This window comes from Photobacterium sp. GB-1 (genome assembly GCF_003026165.1).
GTDB lineage: Bacteria > Pseudomonadota > Gammaproteobacteria > Enterobacterales > Vibrionaceae > Photobacterium.
Window position 1 is genome coordinate 21,941 of the sequence record NZ_PYOB01000012.1, and the last position, 20,152, is coordinate 42,092.

At 39.0% G+C, this 20,152-nt stretch carries 21 protein-coding genes; 16 read left to right on the plus strand and 5 right to left on the minus strand.

Annotation, left to right across the window (positions count from 1 at the left end; translation table 11 throughout):
- Positions 1-138: 138 nt before the first annotated feature.
- Positions 139-675 carry a DUF4157 domain-containing protein gene (locus tag C9J45_RS12785; RefSeq protein ID WP_233217750.1) on the minus strand — a complete coding sequence of 179 codons (537 nt, stop codon included), beginning with the start codon at positions 673-675 and terminating at the stop codon, positions 139-141.
- A gap of 359 nt (positions 676-1,034) precedes the next feature.
- Between C9J45_RS12785 and C9J45_RS12790 the strand changes: the two genes are divergently transcribed.
- Both C9J45_RS12790 and C9J45_RS12795 read left to right on the plus strand, forming a co-directional pair.
- Entirely contained in the window at positions 1,035-1,502 is a 468-nt protein-coding gene (locus tag C9J45_RS12790) for a 2TM domain-containing protein (protein WP_045148828.1), read from the plus strand.
- A 218-nt stretch (positions 1,503-1,720) separates the two neighbouring features.
- Entirely contained in the window at positions 1,721-3,772 is a 2,052-nt protein-coding gene (locus C9J45_RS12795; RefSeq protein WP_370445785.1) for an FUSC family protein, read from the plus strand.
- Positions 3,773-3,845: 73 nt separating this feature from the next.
- Here C9J45_RS12795 and C9J45_RS12800 read toward each other — a convergent pair whose 3' ends face one another.
- Entirely contained in the window at positions 3,846-4,394 is a 549-nt protein-coding gene (locus C9J45_RS12800) for a helix-turn-helix domain-containing protein (RefSeq protein WP_107207849.1), read from the minus strand.
- 126 nt (positions 4,395-4,520) lie between these two features.
- Here C9J45_RS12800 and C9J45_RS12805 point away from each other — a divergent pair, with 126 nt between their 5' ends.
- The 6 genes from C9J45_RS12805 to C9J45_RS12830 all read left to right on the plus strand — a co-directional run bounded on the left by C9J45_RS12805 (position 4,521) and on the right by C9J45_RS12830 (position 10,311).
- Positions 4,521-5,702, plus strand: a complete 1,182-nt coding sequence (locus C9J45_RS12805) for a benzoate/H(+) symporter BenE family transporter (protein ID WP_107261274.1) — start codon at positions 4,521-4,523, stop codon at positions 5,700-5,702.
- A gap of 295 nt (positions 5,703-5,997) precedes the next feature.
- Positions 5,998-7,590, plus strand: coding sequence for a BCCT family transporter (locus C9J45_RS12810; RefSeq protein WP_107261276.1), 1,593 nt, complete (start codon positions 5,998-6,000; stop codon positions 7,588-7,590).
- 207 nt (positions 7,591-7,797) lie between these two features.
- Positions 7,798-8,010 (plus strand): KTSC domain-containing protein, encoded by a 213-nt coding sequence (locus C9J45_RS12815; protein ID WP_107207852.1) that lies wholly within the window; start codon positions 7,798-7,800, stop codon positions 8,008-8,010.
- Between the two features lie 167 nt (positions 8,011-8,177).
- Entirely contained in the window at positions 8,178-9,170 is a 993-nt protein-coding gene (locus C9J45_RS12820; protein WP_107207854.1) for a RelA/SpoT domain-containing protein, read from the plus strand.
- Between the two features lie 122 nt (positions 9,171-9,292).
- Positions 9,293-9,712, plus strand: a complete 420-nt coding sequence (locus C9J45_RS12825; protein WP_107207935.1) for a PACE efflux transporter — start codon at positions 9,293-9,295, stop codon at positions 9,710-9,712.
- Between the two features lie 239 nt (positions 9,713-9,951).
- On the plus strand, positions 9,952-10,311 hold the full coding sequence (locus C9J45_RS12830) for a DUF6559 family protein (protein ID WP_107207855.1): 360 nt from the start codon (positions 9,952-9,954) through the stop codon (positions 10,309-10,311).
- Positions 10,312-10,377: 66 nt separating this feature from the next.
- Here the strand turns inward: C9J45_RS12830 and C9J45_RS12835 are convergent, their stop codons facing one another.
- Positions 10,378-10,593, minus strand: a complete 216-nt coding sequence (locus tag C9J45_RS12835) for a hypothetical protein (RefSeq protein ID WP_107292618.1) — start codon at positions 10,591-10,593, stop codon at positions 10,378-10,380.
- 412 nt (positions 10,594-11,005) lie between these two features.
- Here C9J45_RS12835 and C9J45_RS12840 point away from each other — a divergent pair, with 412 nt between their 5' ends.
- A complete protein-coding gene (locus C9J45_RS12840; RefSeq protein WP_045082022.1) occupies positions 11,006-11,254 on the plus strand; it encodes a DUF3297 family protein in 249 nt (82 codons plus the stop codon).
- A gap of 96 nt (positions 11,255-11,350) precedes the next feature.
- Here C9J45_RS12840 and C9J45_RS12845 read toward each other — a convergent pair whose 3' ends face one another.
- Together C9J45_RS12845 and C9J45_RS12850 are read right to left on the minus strand one after the other, a co-directional pair.
- Positions 11,351-11,962 carry a flavin reductase family protein gene (locus C9J45_RS12845; RefSeq protein WP_107247459.1) on the minus strand — a complete coding sequence of 204 codons (612 nt, stop codon included), beginning with the start codon at positions 11,960-11,962 and terminating at the stop codon, positions 11,351-11,353.
- Between the two features lie 124 nt (positions 11,963-12,086).
- Positions 12,087-12,518, minus strand: coding sequence for a hypothetical protein (locus tag C9J45_RS12850; protein WP_105062138.1), 432 nt, complete (start codon positions 12,516-12,518; stop codon positions 12,087-12,089).
- Between the two features lie 394 nt (positions 12,519-12,912).
- Between C9J45_RS12850 and C9J45_RS12855 the strand changes: the two genes are divergently transcribed.
- The 7 genes from C9J45_RS12855 to C9J45_RS12885 all read left to right on the plus strand — a co-directional run bounded on the left by C9J45_RS12855 (position 12,913) and on the right by C9J45_RS12885 (position 20,073).
- Positions 12,913-15,003 (plus strand): TonB-dependent siderophore receptor, encoded by a 2,091-nt coding sequence (locus C9J45_RS12855; RefSeq protein WP_107247458.1) that lies wholly within the window; start codon positions 12,913-12,915, stop codon positions 15,001-15,003.
- Positions 15,004-15,158: 155 nt separating this feature from the next.
- Positions 15,159-15,932 (plus strand): DUF3450 domain-containing protein, encoded by a 774-nt coding sequence (locus C9J45_RS12860; RefSeq protein WP_199188106.1) that lies wholly within the window; start codon positions 15,159-15,161, stop codon positions 15,930-15,932.
- Positions 15,932-17,299: a MotA/TolQ/ExbB proton channel family protein gene (locus tag C9J45_RS12865; protein WP_107247456.1), complete on the plus strand. Its 1,368-nt coding sequence runs from the start codon at positions 15,932-15,934 to the stop codon at positions 17,297-17,299. Before C9J45_RS12860 ends, C9J45_RS12865 begins: the two co-directional genes overlap by 1 nt.
- The gene (locus C9J45_RS12870; protein WP_045082027.1) at positions 17,299-17,832 is read left to right on the plus strand and encodes a MotA/TolQ/ExbB proton channel family protein; all 534 of its coding nucleotides are present in this window, start codon (positions 17,299-17,301) and stop codon (positions 17,830-17,832) included. Before C9J45_RS12865 ends, C9J45_RS12870 begins: the two co-directional genes overlap by 1 nt.
- Positions 17,829-18,233, plus strand: coding sequence for a biopolymer transporter ExbD (locus tag C9J45_RS12875; protein ID WP_005365390.1), 405 nt, complete (start codon positions 17,829-17,831; stop codon positions 18,231-18,233). Before C9J45_RS12870 ends, C9J45_RS12875 begins: the two co-directional genes overlap by 4 nt.
- A complete protein-coding gene (locus C9J45_RS12880) occupies positions 18,233-18,889 on the plus strand; it encodes an energy transducer TonB (protein ID WP_107247455.1) in 657 nt (218 codons plus the stop codon). Before C9J45_RS12875 ends, C9J45_RS12880 begins: the two co-directional genes overlap by 1 nt.
- Positions 18,889-20,073, plus strand: a complete 1,185-nt coding sequence (locus C9J45_RS12885; protein WP_107292642.1) for a hypothetical protein — start codon at positions 18,889-18,891, stop codon at positions 20,071-20,073. Before C9J45_RS12880 ends, C9J45_RS12885 begins: the two co-directional genes overlap by 1 nt.
- Positions 20,074-20,152 lie beyond the last annotated feature (79 nt).

Consider the following 20,152-nt stretch of genomic DNA (forward strand, 5'->3'; position numbering starts at 1 on the left):
CTACCGTATGTTACAGAGTAACGGTATCTCGCTGAATAAAGCAAAAATGTGGATGTGTTGAGTCATTAATTTGATAAAGATGAATAGGAAGCCTAATGGTTGGCTTCCTGATATTGTCTTTGATCGCGGGAGTTGAAACTAAATATAATTTTTCGCTTCACTGTATGCTTCGATCTCTAAAGGTGTGCTGTTGTAACCGTAGATATAAATTTGCATCAAGTACTGACGAATTTGCTCTTGTACACCGCGTTGCTCAAATTGACGAACATGAATCAGTTCATGGGCTAATAGCTCGCGATTATCTCGTTCTTTATTTTTTATCCAAATACCATATCCATAGGTGTATCCCGCCATGTTAGGGCCCGCATAACCGGATTTTTTGGCTAATTGTGCTAATGTTGGATCTGTAGGGAATGGAAGTGTGTTGCTGTAGTAAACATGCACTTTTTCTGGGTGTTTAATACCGATACGTTTGGCAATAGCTAATGCTTGCTCATTCAGTGGTTGACCTTTTTCTTGCGCGATTTTCTCTTGTTGTTTTACATATTCTGTCGCTGCGGGAAGAATAGCATTAATGCTCTCTGTTAATTTAGCAGGTGGGTTAGCGTAAATTTCATCTCTGTTAATACACCCTGAAATTAATAGTGTGAACATGAGGATACATGCCAATCTCATAACGATTCCTTGTTAAGTTTTCGACTTTCTTGTGTTAGTAGGCATCGTATATGAGTGCATACTTGAGTGTTCCACTTTTACATAATAATACGAGCTATTTCACGAAAGTTGGAAAGAGTGATGTAAGCAGAGTCTTTGGGAGTGAACTTGTTATTGAAGACTTTAAAATAGGTATTATTGATAACGGTTAGTTGCGTGTCAAAAACGTCAAATTAGCTGTGAAGAAAAATTATTTTATTTCATTGGTAATTTTAACTTGCTGATAAATAAAGGTTGTCGTGTTTATGTCAGGCTTGTGACGTGATGTTTTTGATAAGATATCGTTAGGCTTTGGCGGAAAGTAGCAAAAAGGATTTGTAATGATTATTCGAAAATTACGACTACAACGTGGTTGGTCTCAGGAGCAACTTTCTCAATTAAGTGGATTAAGTATTCGTACTATTCAACGTATTGAGCAAGGACAAAAAGCGGGGCTAGAATCACTCAAATCTTTAGCTGCTGTGTTTGAAATACAAGTATCAGACCTTCAAATGGAGCCGCCAATGAATAAAGAAATCAGTGTCACAGAAGACGAAAAAAAAGCGCTTGAATATGTAAAAAGTATTAAAGAGTTTTATTCACACTTAGTCACGTACCTTTTTGTTATAAGTGGATTGTTCGTGATTAACTATTTTACGAGCCCTGGTTATTGGTGGGCGGTATGGCCTGCACTGGGCTGGGGGATTGGTATTGTGAGCCATGCGCTTAGTGCGTTTGAAGTCCTTAATATTTTCGGTCCTGAATGGGAGAAAAAGCAAGTCGAGAAACGCTTGGGTCGAAAGTTATAACCTTAACTGTAAGTTATTATCCCCGATTAAAATAACTGCATAGAGTGGTTAAACCTAGAGCCCTATACTTTATAAAAACATAATAAAGGTAGGGCTATTTTTATATATAGCTATTGTTTTTTATGGTTGTAAATAGGTAAACAAGTCTACATATGCGATATCGTTTTAACGACATAATCATGATAGGTTAACCAATCATGTAAGTGATATGTTCTGGTGTGTTAATGCTCTCTTCCGTCGTCCGTAATATCTGGTATACCCCCTCAGTTAACTTTGGTTTTCGTGCATTCAGTGCAATGTTATTGATTATTTTAGTTGGTCTAATTTCTGGACAAGTCAATTATGCAATGACGGCATTAATGACATTACCAGCCGCTTTAATTAGTGGGTTAGATATTGCAGGACCGAGACGTTGGGCGCGTTTTTTGATCTCATCAGTGGTGTGGATTAGTGCGTTGTTATTGTCTTATTTTATGCTTACTTGTGCTATTCCATTGTGGGTTATTTATGGGGTGTTATCGATATTAGCGGCAGGCTGTGCCCTTAATGGTCCGTTTTGGGGGCGGTTGGGTATCTCTAGTTTATTGATTACTGTTATGGCCTTGTCACTGCATAACTCAAAAGCTGACATGTATTCCTATTTGATGCTGGTTTTAGGTCCATTAGGTTTTGCTTTATTCAGTTGGGCTTGGTTTGCATTATGGAAACACTATGCGCTAAAAGTCGGTTTAATTGCTATTTACGATCAGCTTAATGCGTTTTTTAAACACCGAACCCAGTTTTTATTGGGTGAAGATATCGAGAAAAAAGCAATAGAAACCAAATATCAATTGATTGAATTGTTTGAGCAAGCCGTTCAATCAGAGTCATTTCTATTATCAAAAAACGGTGTAAATTCTTTAAAACAAGAGTTATTTATTGCCGCTGACATTTTTGAAGGTTTGATAAGTTGCCATACCAGAAATAAAGATCTGATCAGTCAGTTTCAACATGATAAAGAGAAACGTAATCTGTTGTTGAAATGGAGTGAAAATTGTCAGCAGAGGTTATTGTGTAAAGCGAAAGCGCTTCAACATACACAAGTTATACTCCCTGCAGAATCGTGTATTGCCATTGCAGATCAATTAATAGAGGCAGTTCAAGCAGAGTTAAATCATCAAACACGGTTTCGTTACTGGGCGGCAAGTATTAAATACCTCTCTCATCGTATTGAACTTGAACAACCAACGTTCGAAAGACAAATTGAAATTCAACCTTTTGAATTAGCTTGGCATTGTCCAAAGAAAAATAATCCAATATGGCGACATGTAGCGCGTTTCTCGATGATTTTCACCTTGGGTGCTTTTATTGCTGACTCATTCCATTTAGCGCATCCAGAGTGGGTATTTATTTCAATTATAATGGTTATCCAACCGAGTTTTTCATCGATCAGAAGTAAAATATGGCAAAGATGGCTTGGTACAGGCTCAGGTTTATTATTTGCGACTGGGTTGATTTTCCTTGGTATCTCTGATCTCCAAGTTTATATACTGTTAACCATACTACTGACAGTTGCGATGTTTAATATTCTTAAAAATTATGCACTTGCGGTTGGTTGTATTACAGCGATGTTGGTGTTGGTGTTCCAAGTTATCGCTAACAGTGGCATTGATATTGTTGTTCCTCGAATGATAGATAACCTTATTGGGTGCTCTTTAGTATTAGTGGGCTACAGCTTACTTTGGCCACAATGGAGAGGAAAAGAGATCCACGCTCAATCGATTAAAGCACTTCAAGCATCTAAAACCTTATTCTTAATGTGTTATGAGGAACTTCAATCTGAAAGTAATAAGATTGAGCCCACTCAATTTGGTAAACAACGTTTGGAGATGATGTCCAAAGAGCGGGGACTGGAGCTGATTTATAATGAGATGCAGAATGAGCCTCGTTTCACACGCCGTGATCCTCAATACTATGAAGAGATGCTCAGTCATTATCGTTTGCTGTCTCACTATCTATGCTTACTTATTCCTCTTGCGAGAAATGGAACCACAATACATAGTCTAACGGATTGGGAAGGGACGATTAATCGTGCAATGGACGCTTTGATTTCAAGCATTCAAGGTGAAAAAGTCATTGAGCTTCCCTATTTTGATGAAACAAATATACCAATGACTTCAGATAAACCGACTAATGAGCAAGCAGCCTATGAGTTGGTTTGGTTATCTTTAATGGCTGTAAAACAAATGCATGATCTCGTGCGTGATAAATACTTACAAGCTGCTAGTTAAGCTAATAATTGGGCAATGAAGTGTTTAGGAGAGAGTGAACAACTGTTTACTCTCTTTTTATATGAATATAAATCTAGTCTTCATGCATGACTGTTGAGTAAGAAACGATGTTATGAAATATAACGGTTTCTGTCACTGCGCGATAGTCATGAGGTTTATCTGCCTCAAATCGAATACTTTCACCTTTGGATAAATAGTGCCATTTATCATCAACATACACACCTAACTCTCCCTCAGTAACAACAGAATGCTCAATGGTTCCAACCTTGTGTGGTGACGAATGTTGGGTATGAAAGTGGGTTAGTGTGATTTCGAACATCTCAAATTTAACCGTAGGATCATAAGCGATTAACGTCTTCACATGCATATCGATATCGGCTGGAAAGATCCGTCCATCAGTATCATTTTGATCACTAAAAAAAGCAGTGAATGATGAATTCAAACCACTCGATATCTTCCACAAGGTTGCCACGGTTGGGCTAGATTCTTTACGCTCTATTTGTCCAAGCATGGCTTTGGATACACCGGTTAACTTTGATGTTGCATCTAGGCTAAGTTTTTGTTTCTCACGCAATGCTTTTAAATGTTTCGATATTCTGGCTTTAAAAATGTCTTCGTTCATCAATTTTCCTGTTGTGCGCTATAACGCACAATGATAAGGTTCCGTCTGTGCGCTATAACGTACAAATAAACCTATCTGTATCGTGCGCTATAACGCACATGATAGCATTGTTCTAAGGAGTAGAAAATGAACGATCTGAGATTTAATTTAAGTCATATTTCAGCTGGAACAATTGCTGTTTTAGTCGGTTACACCTCGTCTGTTATTTTAGTTATTCATGCCTTAACAGAAATGGGGTTAGCCCAGTGGCAGATTAATAGCTGGTTGTTTGCTTTGGGGTTAATTATGGGTATAACCACTATCGGCTATTCTTTTTATTTCAAAGTACCAGTATTAACAGCATGGTCTACTCCCGGTGCTGCTTTTTTGATCACAGCTGTGCAGGGGTACAGCGCGGCAGATGTCATTGGCGCATTTATTGTATGTGGTTTATTGACCTTTATTTCTGGGTTAATTCGTCCACTTGCTTTGGCGTTGCAACGTATCCCATCGCCAATAACTTCAGCGTTATTGTGTGGCGTCATATTGCCTATTTGTTTAAGTGGATTCACGCAAATAGACACTCATCCAATCATGTTTTTGGTGTTGTTTAGTGTGTATATAATCACGAAACGATTTATGGCTCGATATTCGATGTTGCTGACGTTACTTGCTTCTGTAGGCATTGCGCTGTATTCCAATACCTTAAATACCGCTGCAATCCATATGGCAATGCCAACATTTTATTGGTTAACGCCGAGTTTTCATTTTCAACCGATCATTAATATCGCTATTCCTTTATATCTAATAACTATGCTGTCACAAAATATTGCAGGTTTTGCTGTACTTCAAAATTTTCAATTTAAAGTACCCGTTCGCCCAGTATTTTTAGGAACAGGTTTAGTGAATATGATTGCTGCACCTTGTGGGATCTTCACGTTGAACCTTGCGGCAATCAGTGCCGCTATTTGTATGAATGACGATATTGATGGTAAGCATAGTGATCGCTACAAAGCTGCTATCTGTGCTGGTGGATTTTATATGTTAGTGGGTATTTGGGCATCAATTGTGGTCGCTATTTTCGTATCTTTACCTGAGGGATTAGCCGATATTCTTGCTGGCTTTGCTTTATTAACTACCTTAATTAGCTGCTTGTTTAATGCATTTTCTGCCGATGAATACCGAGAGTCAGCGATACTTACTTTATTGATAACTTTATCAGGTATTCATTTGTTAGGGATCAGTGCGGCTATATGGGGAGTAGGTGTTGGCTTGTGCCATTTCAAGTTAATGCAGAGTAGAAAACCCGTATTCATTGCTGGGCGTTAAAGGGTGTATATCCACTTAACCTTAAATACAGCACAGTAAATCATTGCCTATTCAATAATGAATGGGCTGTAAACCACTGTGTTCTTGTTAACCGTCATCGTCATGATTTATTTGCACAATAAATACTTCGTGTAAAAAATAATAAGACACTGCTATTTGTCAGTTTTATGTAATTTATAACCCATTTTTGCTGTTATTGTTTGTTGTTTATCCTCTCTGTTGTTATGGTTGCGGCGAAATATTGTTTAGTGCTCTAAATAAATATTATTAGGTTTACATAACAAGGTAGGATTTTTTGAATACTTCGACGGATAAAGTAAGTAGTAAATACAGTATAGAAACGACGGATTATCAAGTTGGACAAGATAATATTCAGCGCTGGGGTTTTGATATTCACAAACCGGTGTTTGGTATTAGTGCGATATTAATTTTGCTATTTATTGCTGTGATGTTAGTTGTCGATCCTGCGACAGCAAAAACTGCATTAAATAATACGCGAAACGGTATTATGGAGCAGTTTGATAGCTACTTTATGTGGGCTGTTAATACGTTCGCAGTTTTTTGTATATTCTTAATGCTTTCACCACTAGGTAAAATTCGTATCGGTGGTAAAGAGGCAAAGCCTGAGCATTCAACATTGTCATGGAGTTCAATGTTATTTGCAGCAGGTATTGCTAGCGGTATCATGTTTTTTGGTGTTGCAGAGCCAACGGCTTATTTCACTAACTGGTTTGGGACGCCTTTTAATGTAGAGGCTCTGACGCCGGAAGCTAAGCAACTAGCGATGGCGGGTAGTGTGTTCCACTGGGGGATCAGCGCTTGGTCTATTTACGCAGTAGCAGCATTAGCGTTAGCCTTTTTTACTTATAACAAGAACTTGCCGTTATCAATTCGATCTTTGTTGTTCCCTATTTTTGGTGATCGTGCATGGGGCTGGTTAGGCCATGCTGTTGATATTCTTGCTGTTGTTTCTACTTTATTTGGTTTAGTGACTTCTTTAGGATTAGGCGCGCAACAAGCGGCGAGTGGTATTAATTATGTTTTTGGTACTCACGGCGGCTTAGGGTTGCAGTTCGGTATTATTGCCTTTGTTACATCAATCGCGATTTTCTCTGTAATACGAGGTATTGATGGCGGGGTTAAACTTTTAAGTAATATCAATATTGTTATTGCGTTTGGGTTATTAGTTTTAGTAGCAATTTTGGGTTTTGATGTCGTTAAACATTCATTACCAGATACCTTTATGGCTTATGCGAAGAACTTTTTTGCACTAAGCAATCCTATTGGTCGTACTGATGATACATGGCGTCATGGTTGGACTATCTTCTATTGGGCATGGTGGATTTCATATGCGCCATTTGTGGGTATCTTTATCGCTCGAGTATCTAAAGGACGAACAGTAAGACAGTTTATTTTTGCCGTTCTCTTTATTCCAACATTAGTAACGATGACTTGGTTCTCTGTCTTCGGTGGTATTGCGGTAGAGCAAGTAGCGTCAAAAGTAGGAGAGTTGGGATTACATGGCCTACAAGATCTATCTCTTACTTTATTTTATGTATTTGATGCGATGTCAATGAGCCTGTTGTTATCTGTGATTTCGATTGTACTTATTTTAGTATTCTTTGTGACATCATCGGATTCCGCATCGTTAGTTATTGATAGTATAACCGCTGGTGGTAAATTAGATGCGCCAGTACCACAACGTATTTTCTGGGCAACGATTGAAGGTGTTATTGCTGCTATTTTATTATGGGTTGGTGGTGCTCAAGCATTAGAAGCATTGCAGTCTGGAGTGGTGATTACCGCGTTACCGTTTAGCTTTATTCTGGTAATAACGTGCGTGAGCTTATGGAAAGGATTGATGAGTGAGCGACACTTATATACTTAAGCTAGAAGTAAATTAAGCAATTATCCAAAAGTCGGCATTTGTCGGCTTTTTATTTTTCTAATCATAAAATTCATCAATAGTGCAGGGTGATCCATCACTGAATTTTAAAATAATTACTTTAATTAGCTTGTCGAGTACTGGCGAAAAGCCGAGCCTTTCTTCAAACTAAAGCCAGTAATAAAGTCGTGAATGAATGGAGTCACTATAATGATTAACTGGATTACTGTTGAGTCTAACGCAATTCGTAAAGTGGGTTATAGCGAAGCAAAAAATGAGCTTTATGTTGATATGGGACAGCGTCAACCTTATTGCGTCTTTTCTGAGGTTTCCAAATATGCTTTTTTTCATTTTGCAGCTGCAGAATCGGTAGAAGATCACTTCGAGAGCCATATTAAATCTGTTTATAGTCAAGTGTCATAGTTTAGTTGCTGTATATAGATGTTCAGTTATTTGCTTGTTTCTTAAGATTTCATTTTTCGAATAAAATACAGTTTGCTTAATAAGCTTGTCAGGCATATTTTAGGATAATAGAGCGTAATTATAATTAATAGAATTACGCTTATTCATCGTAAAGAGAGTAGGCAGTAATGAGCATTGCAGATTTAACCGAAGCATCTTTTTTAAGTGCAAACCGTATAAGCCAACAAGAATGGCAAGCCAGTTCGGTTGATTGGCCGACATTGCATCAAATTGGTCTTAATCATGAAGCCAATATTGAACAATTAAAAGAAACGGCTGAAATGTACGCGCGTATTATTCAGCGTTGTCAGTATGTACATTCCGTTCGCTGGCGGGTAAAAGATCCGCAGCATTTAATGGAAAAGATTGTTCGTAAAACCCAAGCAAATACTCCCACATTTAAACAAAAATATGTCGGTATTAACCCAACCAATTACGACCGTATTGTGACTGATTTAATAGGTGTACGTGCGCTGCATTTATTTAAAGAAGATTGTTTACCGGTTCATGATTATCTCTGCCAAGAATGGAAAAATGCTGAGCCACCAATTTATTACGTCCGTAATGGTGACGATAAGGTCTTTACTGAATTACCGAGTGATGTTGAAGTTAAGATTCATCCTGCGGGATATCGGTCATTACATTATGTCTTTGGTTCACAGCCGTTAAACCATACTGTTTTTACTGAAGTCCAGGTTAGAACAATTTTTGAGGAAGGTTGGACGGAAATAGATCATAAAATCCGTTACCCTAATTTTTCTCATAATGAACAAGTATGTGAATTTTTATTGATGTTTAATCGCTTAGCTGGATCGGCTGATGAGATGGGATCTTTTGTCAAACAACTGGTCAGTGAGCTAGAACAACACCAAAAATCAATTGATGAAATTACGCACAAAAGTGATGTAAACGCCCAAGAAGTAGCAGAGCTGTTTAAATTATTAGAGCAAAATGAATCAAAACAACAAGGCTCTCAAGAACTTATTGATAAGCTACGAGAACAAGTTGAACAGTTACAAACAGAGAAAAATACCTTACAGAAAGCGACAAAGCACCATGTCGTTAATAGGATAGATTTAATGGGTAAAGCGCAATGTAGGGCTGCTGATCTTATGAAATAATCGCATAACTATCCGTTTTTCGGATAGTATCTAGTTTGTTAGCCTTAGAATAATGCTTATAATTCATATATTCCTTTTAGGTATCTGTAAAATATAAAAAAGTTGTACTGAGGTTGTATATGATGAGAACACGTTTTGATCGTATTCGTCATGCTGTTTGTTTTGAAATTATTGGATTAGTGCTTTTAGTTGGTGTGTTGAGTCAATTTGGCTATGATTCTGATCATGTTGGAGCAGTTGGCATTGCGTTTTCATTTTTAGCTACAGGTTGGAACTACATTTATAATAACTGGTTTGATAAGTTAATGGTACGACGCTATAAAACTCTTAAGAAAACATCGTTGCAGCGTGTAGTACATAGTGTAGGTTTTGAAGCTGGATTATTAATTGTCACTATTCCTATTTTATCTTGGGTATTAAAGGTGTCGATTTGGGAAGCATTTATACTGGATATCGGTATGGTTCTTTTCTACTTAATCTATGCTTATGTTTATAACCTGATTTACGATAAGATTTTCCCTGTTCCTGAAGTGGTACATTAATTGGTGTTGCTACAAAAAAGCCCTCAAGTTTACTTGGGGGCTTTTTTATATTACTAACATCGATATTCTTACTGTTTAGCATCTAGCATTGTCCTTACGACAGGGTGCAGTGTTACAAATTGTAAGTTTTAGTTATTAATGACTAACTAGCCAACACAGGGTTTGACTTGATTTATTATGCTTGTAATGTATCTGGATATAGCGAATTATCCATATATAACATTGCAAGTTGAGGGATCATGTTTCGATATATCCAACGCCGTAGAATAAAAAAAGTTATTAAGATCCTTTCGCCTATCTTATTAAAAGGTTACGGAAGCCGTGATTATTTCACGATTGGACAAGTAGAAGCCAATATAAAGTCACTTTGCAAACGTCAACAACAGATAGCATTCGCTTTGTTTGCTGATCCTAATGCGCTGGATTTAACAAATAATACTGAACTACACCAAATTCGTATCGATATATCTTACGATTTCTTTTTAGCCGATGAATATAACGCTCGTGATGTTCTCAACTTACTTGGTAAAGGTGGATGGAAAGGTGGTCGTATGGATGACGACATGTCGAACCGAATGGGAATGACTAGTCGTTACTAATAATGGTTCTGGTTTAAAAAGTGAGTAATAATTTGATCATAGTTGCTTATTTTACGGCGTATTTTCTTACCATAAATAAAGGGATGTTTTAGCTTGCTCAAAATCTCTTATCGCATTTTGGATACTTGGATCAAACGCCAACGTTGCAAGTAATGTTGCCGTGGTATCGAAATGATTTTTAATTTCAGATTTCTTGATTTCTCGGATAGAAATTAATTGCTCGATAGCGCGATCATAAATAGCATCTTCGCTGATCTCTGGACTTTTCCACGCAATATACATACCAGAGATAATGACGGAGCATGCGCATAAGATCGATAAGTATAGCGTGATCTTTTTGGCTATTTTTATATGGAAATCATTCCTTTGTAATATAAATTTGCCATTTATAAATTATTCTATATGCCGATAAGCATTTTTTATTATTATATGTAAGGCATTGCATTTGATGGAATGTTGTTGCGATAAAATTCAGATTAAATGAATGAGTATGCTTTTATTGCATCGGGATAGTGTGAATATTCACTTATATAAGAGTGTAATAAATAGTGAATATTTCTAAGATGTTAATAAAATTTAGGCGTTCTGGGTTGTAGGTAAGGCTTCAAAAAGAAATAGGTTCTTTATCTATTGAGCGTAAACGTTATATTCTCTACAATACCGACGTTTTTTATTAACGATAGAATTTTTGATCATGACAGATACTACATCACAACCAGCATTACCAGATCGTCTTTCAGGTAACCCTCGTAGCCCTCACCACGTGGCAGAGTGTTTCAACTATGACATCGGCATTCGTCTTAACGGCAAAGAGCGTTTTGATGTTGATGAGTACTGCATCAGCGAAGGTTGGGTGAAAATTCCTTCACCGAAGGCACTAGATCGCCGTGGTCAGCCAATCTTGATCACACTAAAAGGCACGGTAGAAGCATTCTACAAGTAATAAGTGTTGATTAATGAATCAATGAAAGCCTAGTTTTCGAACTAGGCTTTTTTTTGCGTATAATCTGAGAAAATAAATTCACAGTTGGAAGCCATGTTATTTCGGTCTTGCGACTGAAAAGGTCTTTTCCAATACTGCGTATTCACTGCCGCCTAAGCGTGATAACGGATTTACCTTTAATGCTTCAATTACTAAGCGCTTTTGCTCACTATCGATAACTTCGTCATCAATGTAGATCTGCTTAATTTCAGCGAAGATCAAGCTTTGTGGTGTTTCCCCAACCTCTTTCACTTCATATAGGTGACAACCAAAGGCAATAGGGCAATCTTTTAGCCTTGGTAGTTCAAAGCCATCAAAAGAGGTGAGCTCTAATTGGGTGTGTTCAACCTCAGATTCGCCATACTCTAAGGTAGCTGCGGTTTGAGTGACTTGTTCTGCTAACGCAATATTAGCGATATGTACCACCATCTTTTTATTGGCAATAACGTTACGCGTAGTGTCTTTGATTTCTCCGCTCGGTTTTTTACCCACAGAAAACATCAATAATGGTGGGTTACTAGCAACTGGGGTGAAATAAGAAAAAGGGGCAAGATTGTAGTTGTGCTCACCAGAATCTGTCAGAACCCATGCGATAGGACGAGGGATAATGGTTTGTGTCATTAAATGGTAGATATCAGTGGGAGATTGTGTGGATAGATCAAGGTACATGTGCAAATCCTTCGCGCTGAAAAGTTCTTATCTATTGTACTGCGAATGAAGGTTAACTCAATGTGATCAAGTTAGAATGAATAGACAATAAAAAGCCGACGGAGAAGTCGGCTTTTTACGAAAATTACGCTTTAATTACGTTTTTAAAATGCTTTTTCTTTGTAAATAAGAAATCAACATCAGGCGGGAAATCTTTGTTCGTTTTAGCGTGCTTCATCATATCAAATACTTTGAATTCAGCTAACACGGCAAATTGGTAAGGTTCGAAGCTTTCGCTGTTTGCCTGAAGTGTTGGATCGTAGTATTTACCATCTTTGAAAATAATCGCTTGGTCAACGATGGTGTCTTCATTACAACGATAGCCAAGTACGTAACGCTCACCTTTGCAATAAATCACATTCATATAGCTGTTATAGAAGGTTTCATTTTCAGTTGCAGTGCAGGTTGCCAGCATTTCTGGATCCATTGCTTCTACTGTCACAAGACGGACTTTTTCAGCAATAAAATTGCGTTCATTGAGTTGTTGGTGAATAGCTTCAAGACTTAGTTGAGTCACATTAAATACCGCGAAATGAATAATGAATAAAAACGGGCAGATTATACGACTGTTAATGATAAATGTCTTCGTTAAAAACAGTATTGGGTACGGATTAATAACGACAACAGAAAAAGAGACGATGGCAAAGCGAACAAAATGCGGCTTTCAGCCCGAATAAATTTTCAAGAAATCTTTACGAATGCAAAGAATGTAAATTTAATGCAAATGGTAATGGTTATCACTTATATTCCTTTTCATCGTTTGGTAGGCACTTTATTACTTACCACATAGTAGCCATGATTTGCTCTTTATATTATTACAAACAATACCTATTCAGCAGTGATAGGTGCTGAGAGTAACTCTGATGTGGCTTCACTTTCAGGTTATATCTTTATTTTGGAGTTAAAGGAATATGTTTTCTAAAAGCCAGCTGACGTTGTTAATTGGTGCGGTACTTTCTGCCCCTGTTGCTTATGCAGAATCAACAGAAGTTGATGAGCACATGGTCGTAACAGGTCGTGATTACGGTTATAAAGCCGATACCAACTCTACAGCGATGCGTATGGAGATGACTCAGCTAGAGACGCCAGGACAAGTTGCAGTAATTGATGAACAACTTATCGATGAACAGCGTGCGAGCACGCTAGGTGAGGTGTTACAGAACGATGCAAGTATTTCAGCTGGTGGAACAGGCCGTAACCGTGAACGTTTCTCTCTACGTGGTTTTGAACTTGGTAGCAGTAGCGGTTTCTTGCGTGATGGTCACCAACATTGGTCTCACTACCGTCAACCTGTTGAGCTTTTAGAGCGTGTTGAAGTAATGAAAGGCCCTGCAGGTCTTCTTTACGGTAAATCTGCACCTGGTGGTTTAGTCAACATGGTTGCTAAGAAACCAACTCACGAAACACAAGTTAACTTTAGCCAAGATGTTGGTTCAAATAATCATACACGTAGTGTGTTAGATGTGAGTGGGTCACTCAATCAAGACGAATCACTTCGTGCTCGCGCTGTTGTTGCAAAAGAAGATTATGATTCATGGCGTAAGTATGGTGATGGTTCAACACCTTCAACCGATCGCTTTGTTGGTGGTCTATTTGTTGATTACGACATAAATGAAGATGTGACATTGTCACTACACTACGATCGCACTAACGATAAAGGAAGTGTAGATTCTGGAGCTTACATTGTTGATGGTAAGCCAGTATTGGGGCGTGACCATGTGTGGGATGCACAGTGGTCAAAAATTAATAATGAAGTAGAAAACTATGGTTTTGATGTTAAAGCGCAACTAACAGATGTTTGGGCATTAAATACAGGTTTTAATTACCAAGACTTTACACGTCACGATGTGGAAAGTTACCCGAACTTTGCAAACTTTGAAGAGTCAGGTTTAGTAAAGCAAGGTGGCAATGATCGCCACGATCATTGGGTATTTAAAACCGCTTACGCTGATTTCGTCGGTGAATTTGATGCACTTGGCATGCAACACCAGTTACTCGTTGGTTCTAACTGGTTAGGCTACAGCTACGATCGTTTCCAACGTTCATTTAATTCTGTAGAAGTAGCACCAAACCAATCTACACCAGTACCTAGTTACAAATCGGGTAAGCCAAAAGAATCTCACTCTTCTTATAATGCTTGGGGTTTCTACGCACAAGATATGGTAACGATTAACGATTACTGGCAAGTACTTGCTGGTGTTCGTTTTGATCGTCAAACACAAGAAGGTAAAGCGGCGGAAGAAGCAGTATCACCTAAAGTGGCTGCGATTTTCCATCCAGCAGAAAACGGTTCAATTTACTTAGCTTACTCTGAAAGCTTTGAGCCGCAAGGTACGGTAACATCAGGCTCTACGAACTATGTGAATGATGGTGAACAACTTGATCCGCTTCGTGGTAAGCAATATGAGCTAGGTACTAAGTGGGAACTACTAGATAATCGTCTGTTTGTATCGGGTGCAGTATTTAACATTACGCAAGAGAACTCGACGATTGATGTTCAAGTAGGTAAAGATCTGTACGAGAAAACTCAAGCGGGTGAGCGTGTTCACAACGGTGCAGAACTTGCGCTGCAGGGTAACGTGACAGATAAGTTAAGCATGAGCGCGTCAGCAATGTACCTTGATGCGGAATACACCAAAGATCAGAAGTACCAAGGTAATCGTCCTGTTGACGTACCAGAATTCGCTGCAAGTGTTTGGTCTACGTACAAGGTAACACCGGCAACCGATGTTAACCTTGGTGTTATTTACGAAGGTTCACGTTTTGGTGATGCTGCGAATACCTTTAAGAAAGACGGCTATACACGTGTTGATTTAGGTATGGCTCACACGTACAAGTACGATGATAATTTAGATATCATTGGTCGTATTAATGTAGAAAACGTATTTGATACTGATTACATGGCTGGTGGCGGTTCAACAAGCAAAGATTATGTTGGCGCAACGGGTGTAACACTTGGTGAAGGTCGTAACTTTATGGCTACGCTTGAGTTTAAATACTAATTTGTAAATATTGTAACTAAGGGGGAGCCATTGCTTCCCCTTGTTGCGATTAAATGCTATTTCACTATTTTTGGTCGTTGTACGATTTAACTTTTTATTATTACTTCACTTTTTTATTTTTTGCGATTCAAGATTACTCATTATTAAGTTTGATTATGAATTTTATTAAAACCAGTTTAGCGGTTGTGATTTTAAGCATCACAACTGGGGTACAGGCATCGAGCCTTGATACAGCACGTTCTATTGAAAACAAAACCAATACGGCTTCAGCATTAAGCCAAGATAAGATTGATCGTAATGCTGATTCGGCTATCGCGATGAAAGCACAAATCGAGCAATTACAAGAAGAGCTTAAAAACCTGACGGTCTATCACGATCACCTTGCGCGTATGGTTGATAATCAAACCCAAGAAATGGCCTCTATTCATGAACAAATAGAGAACATTAAAGAGACGCGCCAAGGTGTTGTACCTTTGATGTACCAAATGATTGATGGTTTATCGACTGTTGTTGAGCAAGATAAGCCTATCAAACATGAACAGCGTTTAGCGCGTATTGAAAAGTTGAAAACGATGATGTCGCAAGCCGATATTAGCGATGCAGAAAAATTCCGTCGTATTCTAGAAGCCTATCAGATTGAAATGGATTACGGCACGAAATTGGGTACGTATCAAGATAAAATTACGTTAGAAGACGGTAAAACAATCGAGGCTGATTTACTGTATCTCGGTCGTATTGCATTTGTCGCTCGTAGCTTAAACGGTAGTCATTACTGGAGTTGGAACAGTAACAAACAGCAGTGGCAGGCACTTGATACAAGTGAAGCTGCAAATATTGATAAAGCGTTTGCAATGGCGAATAAGCAAATTGCACCAAGCCTATTACGTTTACCTATCTCAGCGCCCCTTGCTAACGTGGAGAGCAAATAATGAAATTAAAAGCGTTAGCTATTGCACTCTGTATGGCATCGGTTCCGTTCACAGTATCTGCTGAATCGGTTGTACAGCAAGCGAAACAAGAAAATGTCTCTCAACAGCAACATAATGTGCAACGTGAAGCTGAATTTAGTCAAGAAGCACAGAAAATTCGTCAACAACGTGATGCATTATTAGCGCAACGTAATGCGTTAAAAAAACAAACAGAATTACTGAGCCAAAGTTTTAGTACCAATGAAGCAGAACTTGCGAAATTAGAACAGCAACTTCAATTAGATTCTGGCAGCCTTGGTGAGTTATTTGGTGTCGTTCGCCAAACAGCAAAAGAACTAAAAGCCGAGCAAGGTTACGCTGTCACTGGTGTTGATGTGACGAAATATATCCCAGTTGTTGACCAAATCGTTGATGCGAAAGCACTGCCGTCTATGCCACAATTAAAAGGTTTGTGGCAAGCAATGGAATCACAAATCGTTGCAAGCGGTGAGTTGGCAAAGGTGAACGTACCATTTATTAATGGTGATGGTGAGCAAACCACAGAAAAAGCATTGCGTTTAGGCGCATTAGGCCTAGTAGCTGAACAGGGTTATTTAAAGTGGGATGGCCCTCGCCATCTTGCAACGGCTTATCAACAACAACCTGAAAATGGCCCACAACTTTCAGATTTAGCTGCAATAGCGGCGGCAGGTAGTGAAAGTATTGCTCTTGATCCTTCTCGTGGTGTGATATTAGAGCAATTAGCCAATGCACCTACGCTGGAAGATCGTTTAACAGCAGGTGGTGTGGTCGGTAAAATTATTCTACTTCTATTAGCTATTGGTGCGGGTATTGCCATTTTCCGTGGCGTTAAATTAGCGATTATTAATCGTCAAATTAAGCAACAATTAAAAAATCCAACTCAAGCTGGAAATAACCCACTGGGTCGTATTCTTGCTGTGTATAACAAAGAGCAAAATCGTAGCGTAGAAGCGTTAGAATTACGTTTACTTGAAGCGATTGTTGATGAGCAGCAAGGATTAGAAAAAGGCTTATCGATGCTTAAACTGTTTGCGGCTTTAGCGCCAATGTTAGGCTTACTGGGTACGGTGACGGGGATGATTGAAACCTTCCAAGTTATCACGCAGTTTGGTAATGGTGATCCTAAAGTGATGGCGGGTGGTATTTCAATGGCATTGGTAACGACCGTTCTAGGTTTGATTGCCGCGATGCCTTTATTGCTGGCTCATAATGTACTAAGTACACAAGCTGAAAATATTCGATTGATCCTTGAAAAACAAGGGATCAGCTTAGTTGCTCAGCAAGCTGAAAAAAACGAATCTTCTCAGACATCTAACCGTAACGTATTAGCAGAACAGGCAGCATAATGGACTTCAGCGTATTACATGGCTGGTGGTTTTCGCTTTCTCATTTTATGGCGCAAGGTGGCGCCATATTATGGTGGCTTGCTGCGGTTGTTGCGCTATGTTGGCTTTTGGTTATTGAACGCGTGATTTATTTATTCTTCTATTTTCCAAAGCAAAAAGAGCAGTGGTTAACTAGCTGGATGGCTCGTAAAGATCATTCCTCTTGGCATGCATGTGCAATTCGTGATGGCTGGCTTAATGAAGCAAAAATTGCCCTTAATCAGAATTTAAATTTTATCAAAGTATTAGTCGCAATTTGCCCCATGCTAGGTTTACTTGGCACAGTGACGGGGATGATTTCTGTCTTTGATGTAATGGCGACGCAAGGTAGTAGTCAACCTCGTTTAATGGCATCCGGCATTTCTTTAGCAACCTTGCCAACAATGGCAGGGATGGTTGCGGCCTTAGCGGGTATGTTTGTTCACGCACGTTTATCTAAAGCTTGTCAGATGCGTGAGTTTAAATTAGAAAAATTATTAAGGAGTCAGCAATGAGACTCAGCCGCCGTTCTTCAAATCGAGAAGATGCACAAATTGATTTAACATCAATGCTCGATATCGTATTTATTATGCTGATTTTCTTTATTGTAACGAGTTCGTTTGTACGTGAATCAGGTGTAGAAGTTAACCGCCCTCAAGCAAGCCACGTGGTAAGCCAAAAAGACGCTGGGATCTTTGTTGCAATTACTTCAGCAAATGACGTTTATATTGATAAACGTGTTGTTGATGTAGAACGTGTTCAAGCAACATTAGAACATATGCTTACAGAGCAACCTGATGCTTCTTTAGTGATCCAAGCGGATGAGCATGCCTATAACGGCACTGTGGTTAAAGTGATGGATGCAGCAAAAGGAGCTGGGATCAAAAATATCGCATTGGCGGCGGAGAAAAATTAATGATCCGTCTTTTAATGGCTTTTCCATTAGCTATTGCTGTAGCGTTAGGACTTTTTACTTTTATGGCATGGATGGTAGATAACGGTAATCATCAAAAGCCTGATAATAAAGAAGTGCTAGCGTTCAACATGGTAATGATGGAACAAGAGCAAGCACCTCAACGGCGACAGCGTGCGGTACCACCACCACCTGAAACACCAGAGCCACCGCCAGAAGCAAAGCCGGTATCATCAAGAACAGCAACCGCAAGTGTTCAACCTGTTGCGTCTACGACAAGCTTAGGGTTGGATACAGCGGTTACAGGCTTATCGATCAAGATGCCGAAATTTAGTGATTTTAGCAGTGCATCGAATGCGGTAGGTGCGCCGACTATCGGTCAGAGTCAGCAAGCTATGCCATTGTATCGTGTTGAGCCAAGGTATCCGCCCCGCGCGCTAAAACAAGGTAAAGAAGGTTACGTTATACTGAAATTCACGATTGATCCTCAAGGCCGACCAATCGATATTGCAGTGCTTGAAGCAAAACCTAATCGTTTATTTAATAAAGAAGCGATACGTGCATTGCGTAAATGGAAGTACCAACCACAAGTGCAAAATGGCAGTGCTGTATCACAGCCAGGTCAGACGGTACGTTTAGAATTTAAGTTGAATAAATGATGAAAAGATTAGCATTTATTATCGCTTTAACCGCCGCAGCGAGTTTGCCTTTATCATCCGCTTACGCGGGAGGTAAATTGTCGCAGTCAATTGCCGTTAAGGTTCAAAAAGCGAATAACTTACAGCTTGATGATAAGGTTAATCAGGCGATTGATTTACTTGTCTCTTTAAAGCCGATAGAGCCTTATGACAAAGCATTTGTTCAGCGTATGTTGGGCGTGTTTTATTGGCAGCAGGGCAATCCATCAAAAGCGATAAGCAATTTATCTAAAGCAGTTAAGAGTGGCTTATTACAAGATGATCAAGCATGGGTTACTCAGCGTATGCTGGCTGATATTTTACTTTCTGAGCAAAAATACAGCCAAGCACTACCACATTACTATCAGCTAACAAAGCATATTCCAAAATCACAAAAGGGCGATGAACTATGGCTGCGTATTGCCCAATCACATTATCAATTGAGCCAGTGGTCAAAAGTCCTTTCTGCAATGAAACGCTACGATGGCTATAAACGTAAAGATGAAATATCGCCGTTGTCGATTAAGTTGGGTGCTCAGTTGCAACTAAAGCATTGGAATGGTGCAACTTCGACATTAAATCGTTTGATTGCGATAGAGCCAAATAAGCTCAATTGGTGGCAGCAATTAGCTAATATACAATTGCGAGCAGGGAAACCTGCAGAAGCATTGAGCACATTAAAATTAGCAAAATATCAAGGTGTTAAGTTAACGCAGCAAGATTTACATCGCCTAGCGCAACTGTATGCTCAGCGTGGTATTCCTGAACGTGCTGCTAAACAAATAGCAGAGCTTGAAGGCGCAACAACTAATACAAGGTTGCTCGTTGAACAAGCTAACTATTGGCAGATGGCAAGAGAGTGGCAAAGTGCTATCAATATTTTGGAAAAAGCAGCCCAGCGTAATAACCGTTATCGTTGGCAACTTGCACAATTGTTGTTGCAGGAAGGGCAATATCAAAAAGCGTTAATTGAGCTTAATAAGGTTAAGCGTAAAGATAAACAGTCTGATGTTGAGTTGGCGAAAGTCCGTGCGTATTACAAGCTAAATAACTTTGATAAAGCGATTATTCATGCCAAACAGGCAAATAATATAAAGCCTTCATCGGCAGCATCGAGCTGGATAAAATATTTATCACAAATGCGTGAAATGGAACAAGCTAGCTAAATATTGTCTTAGCATTTCACCCTGAGCGAATAAAAAAATGAGTGTGTTAACTTAATAATCACTAAGTTAACCACTCATT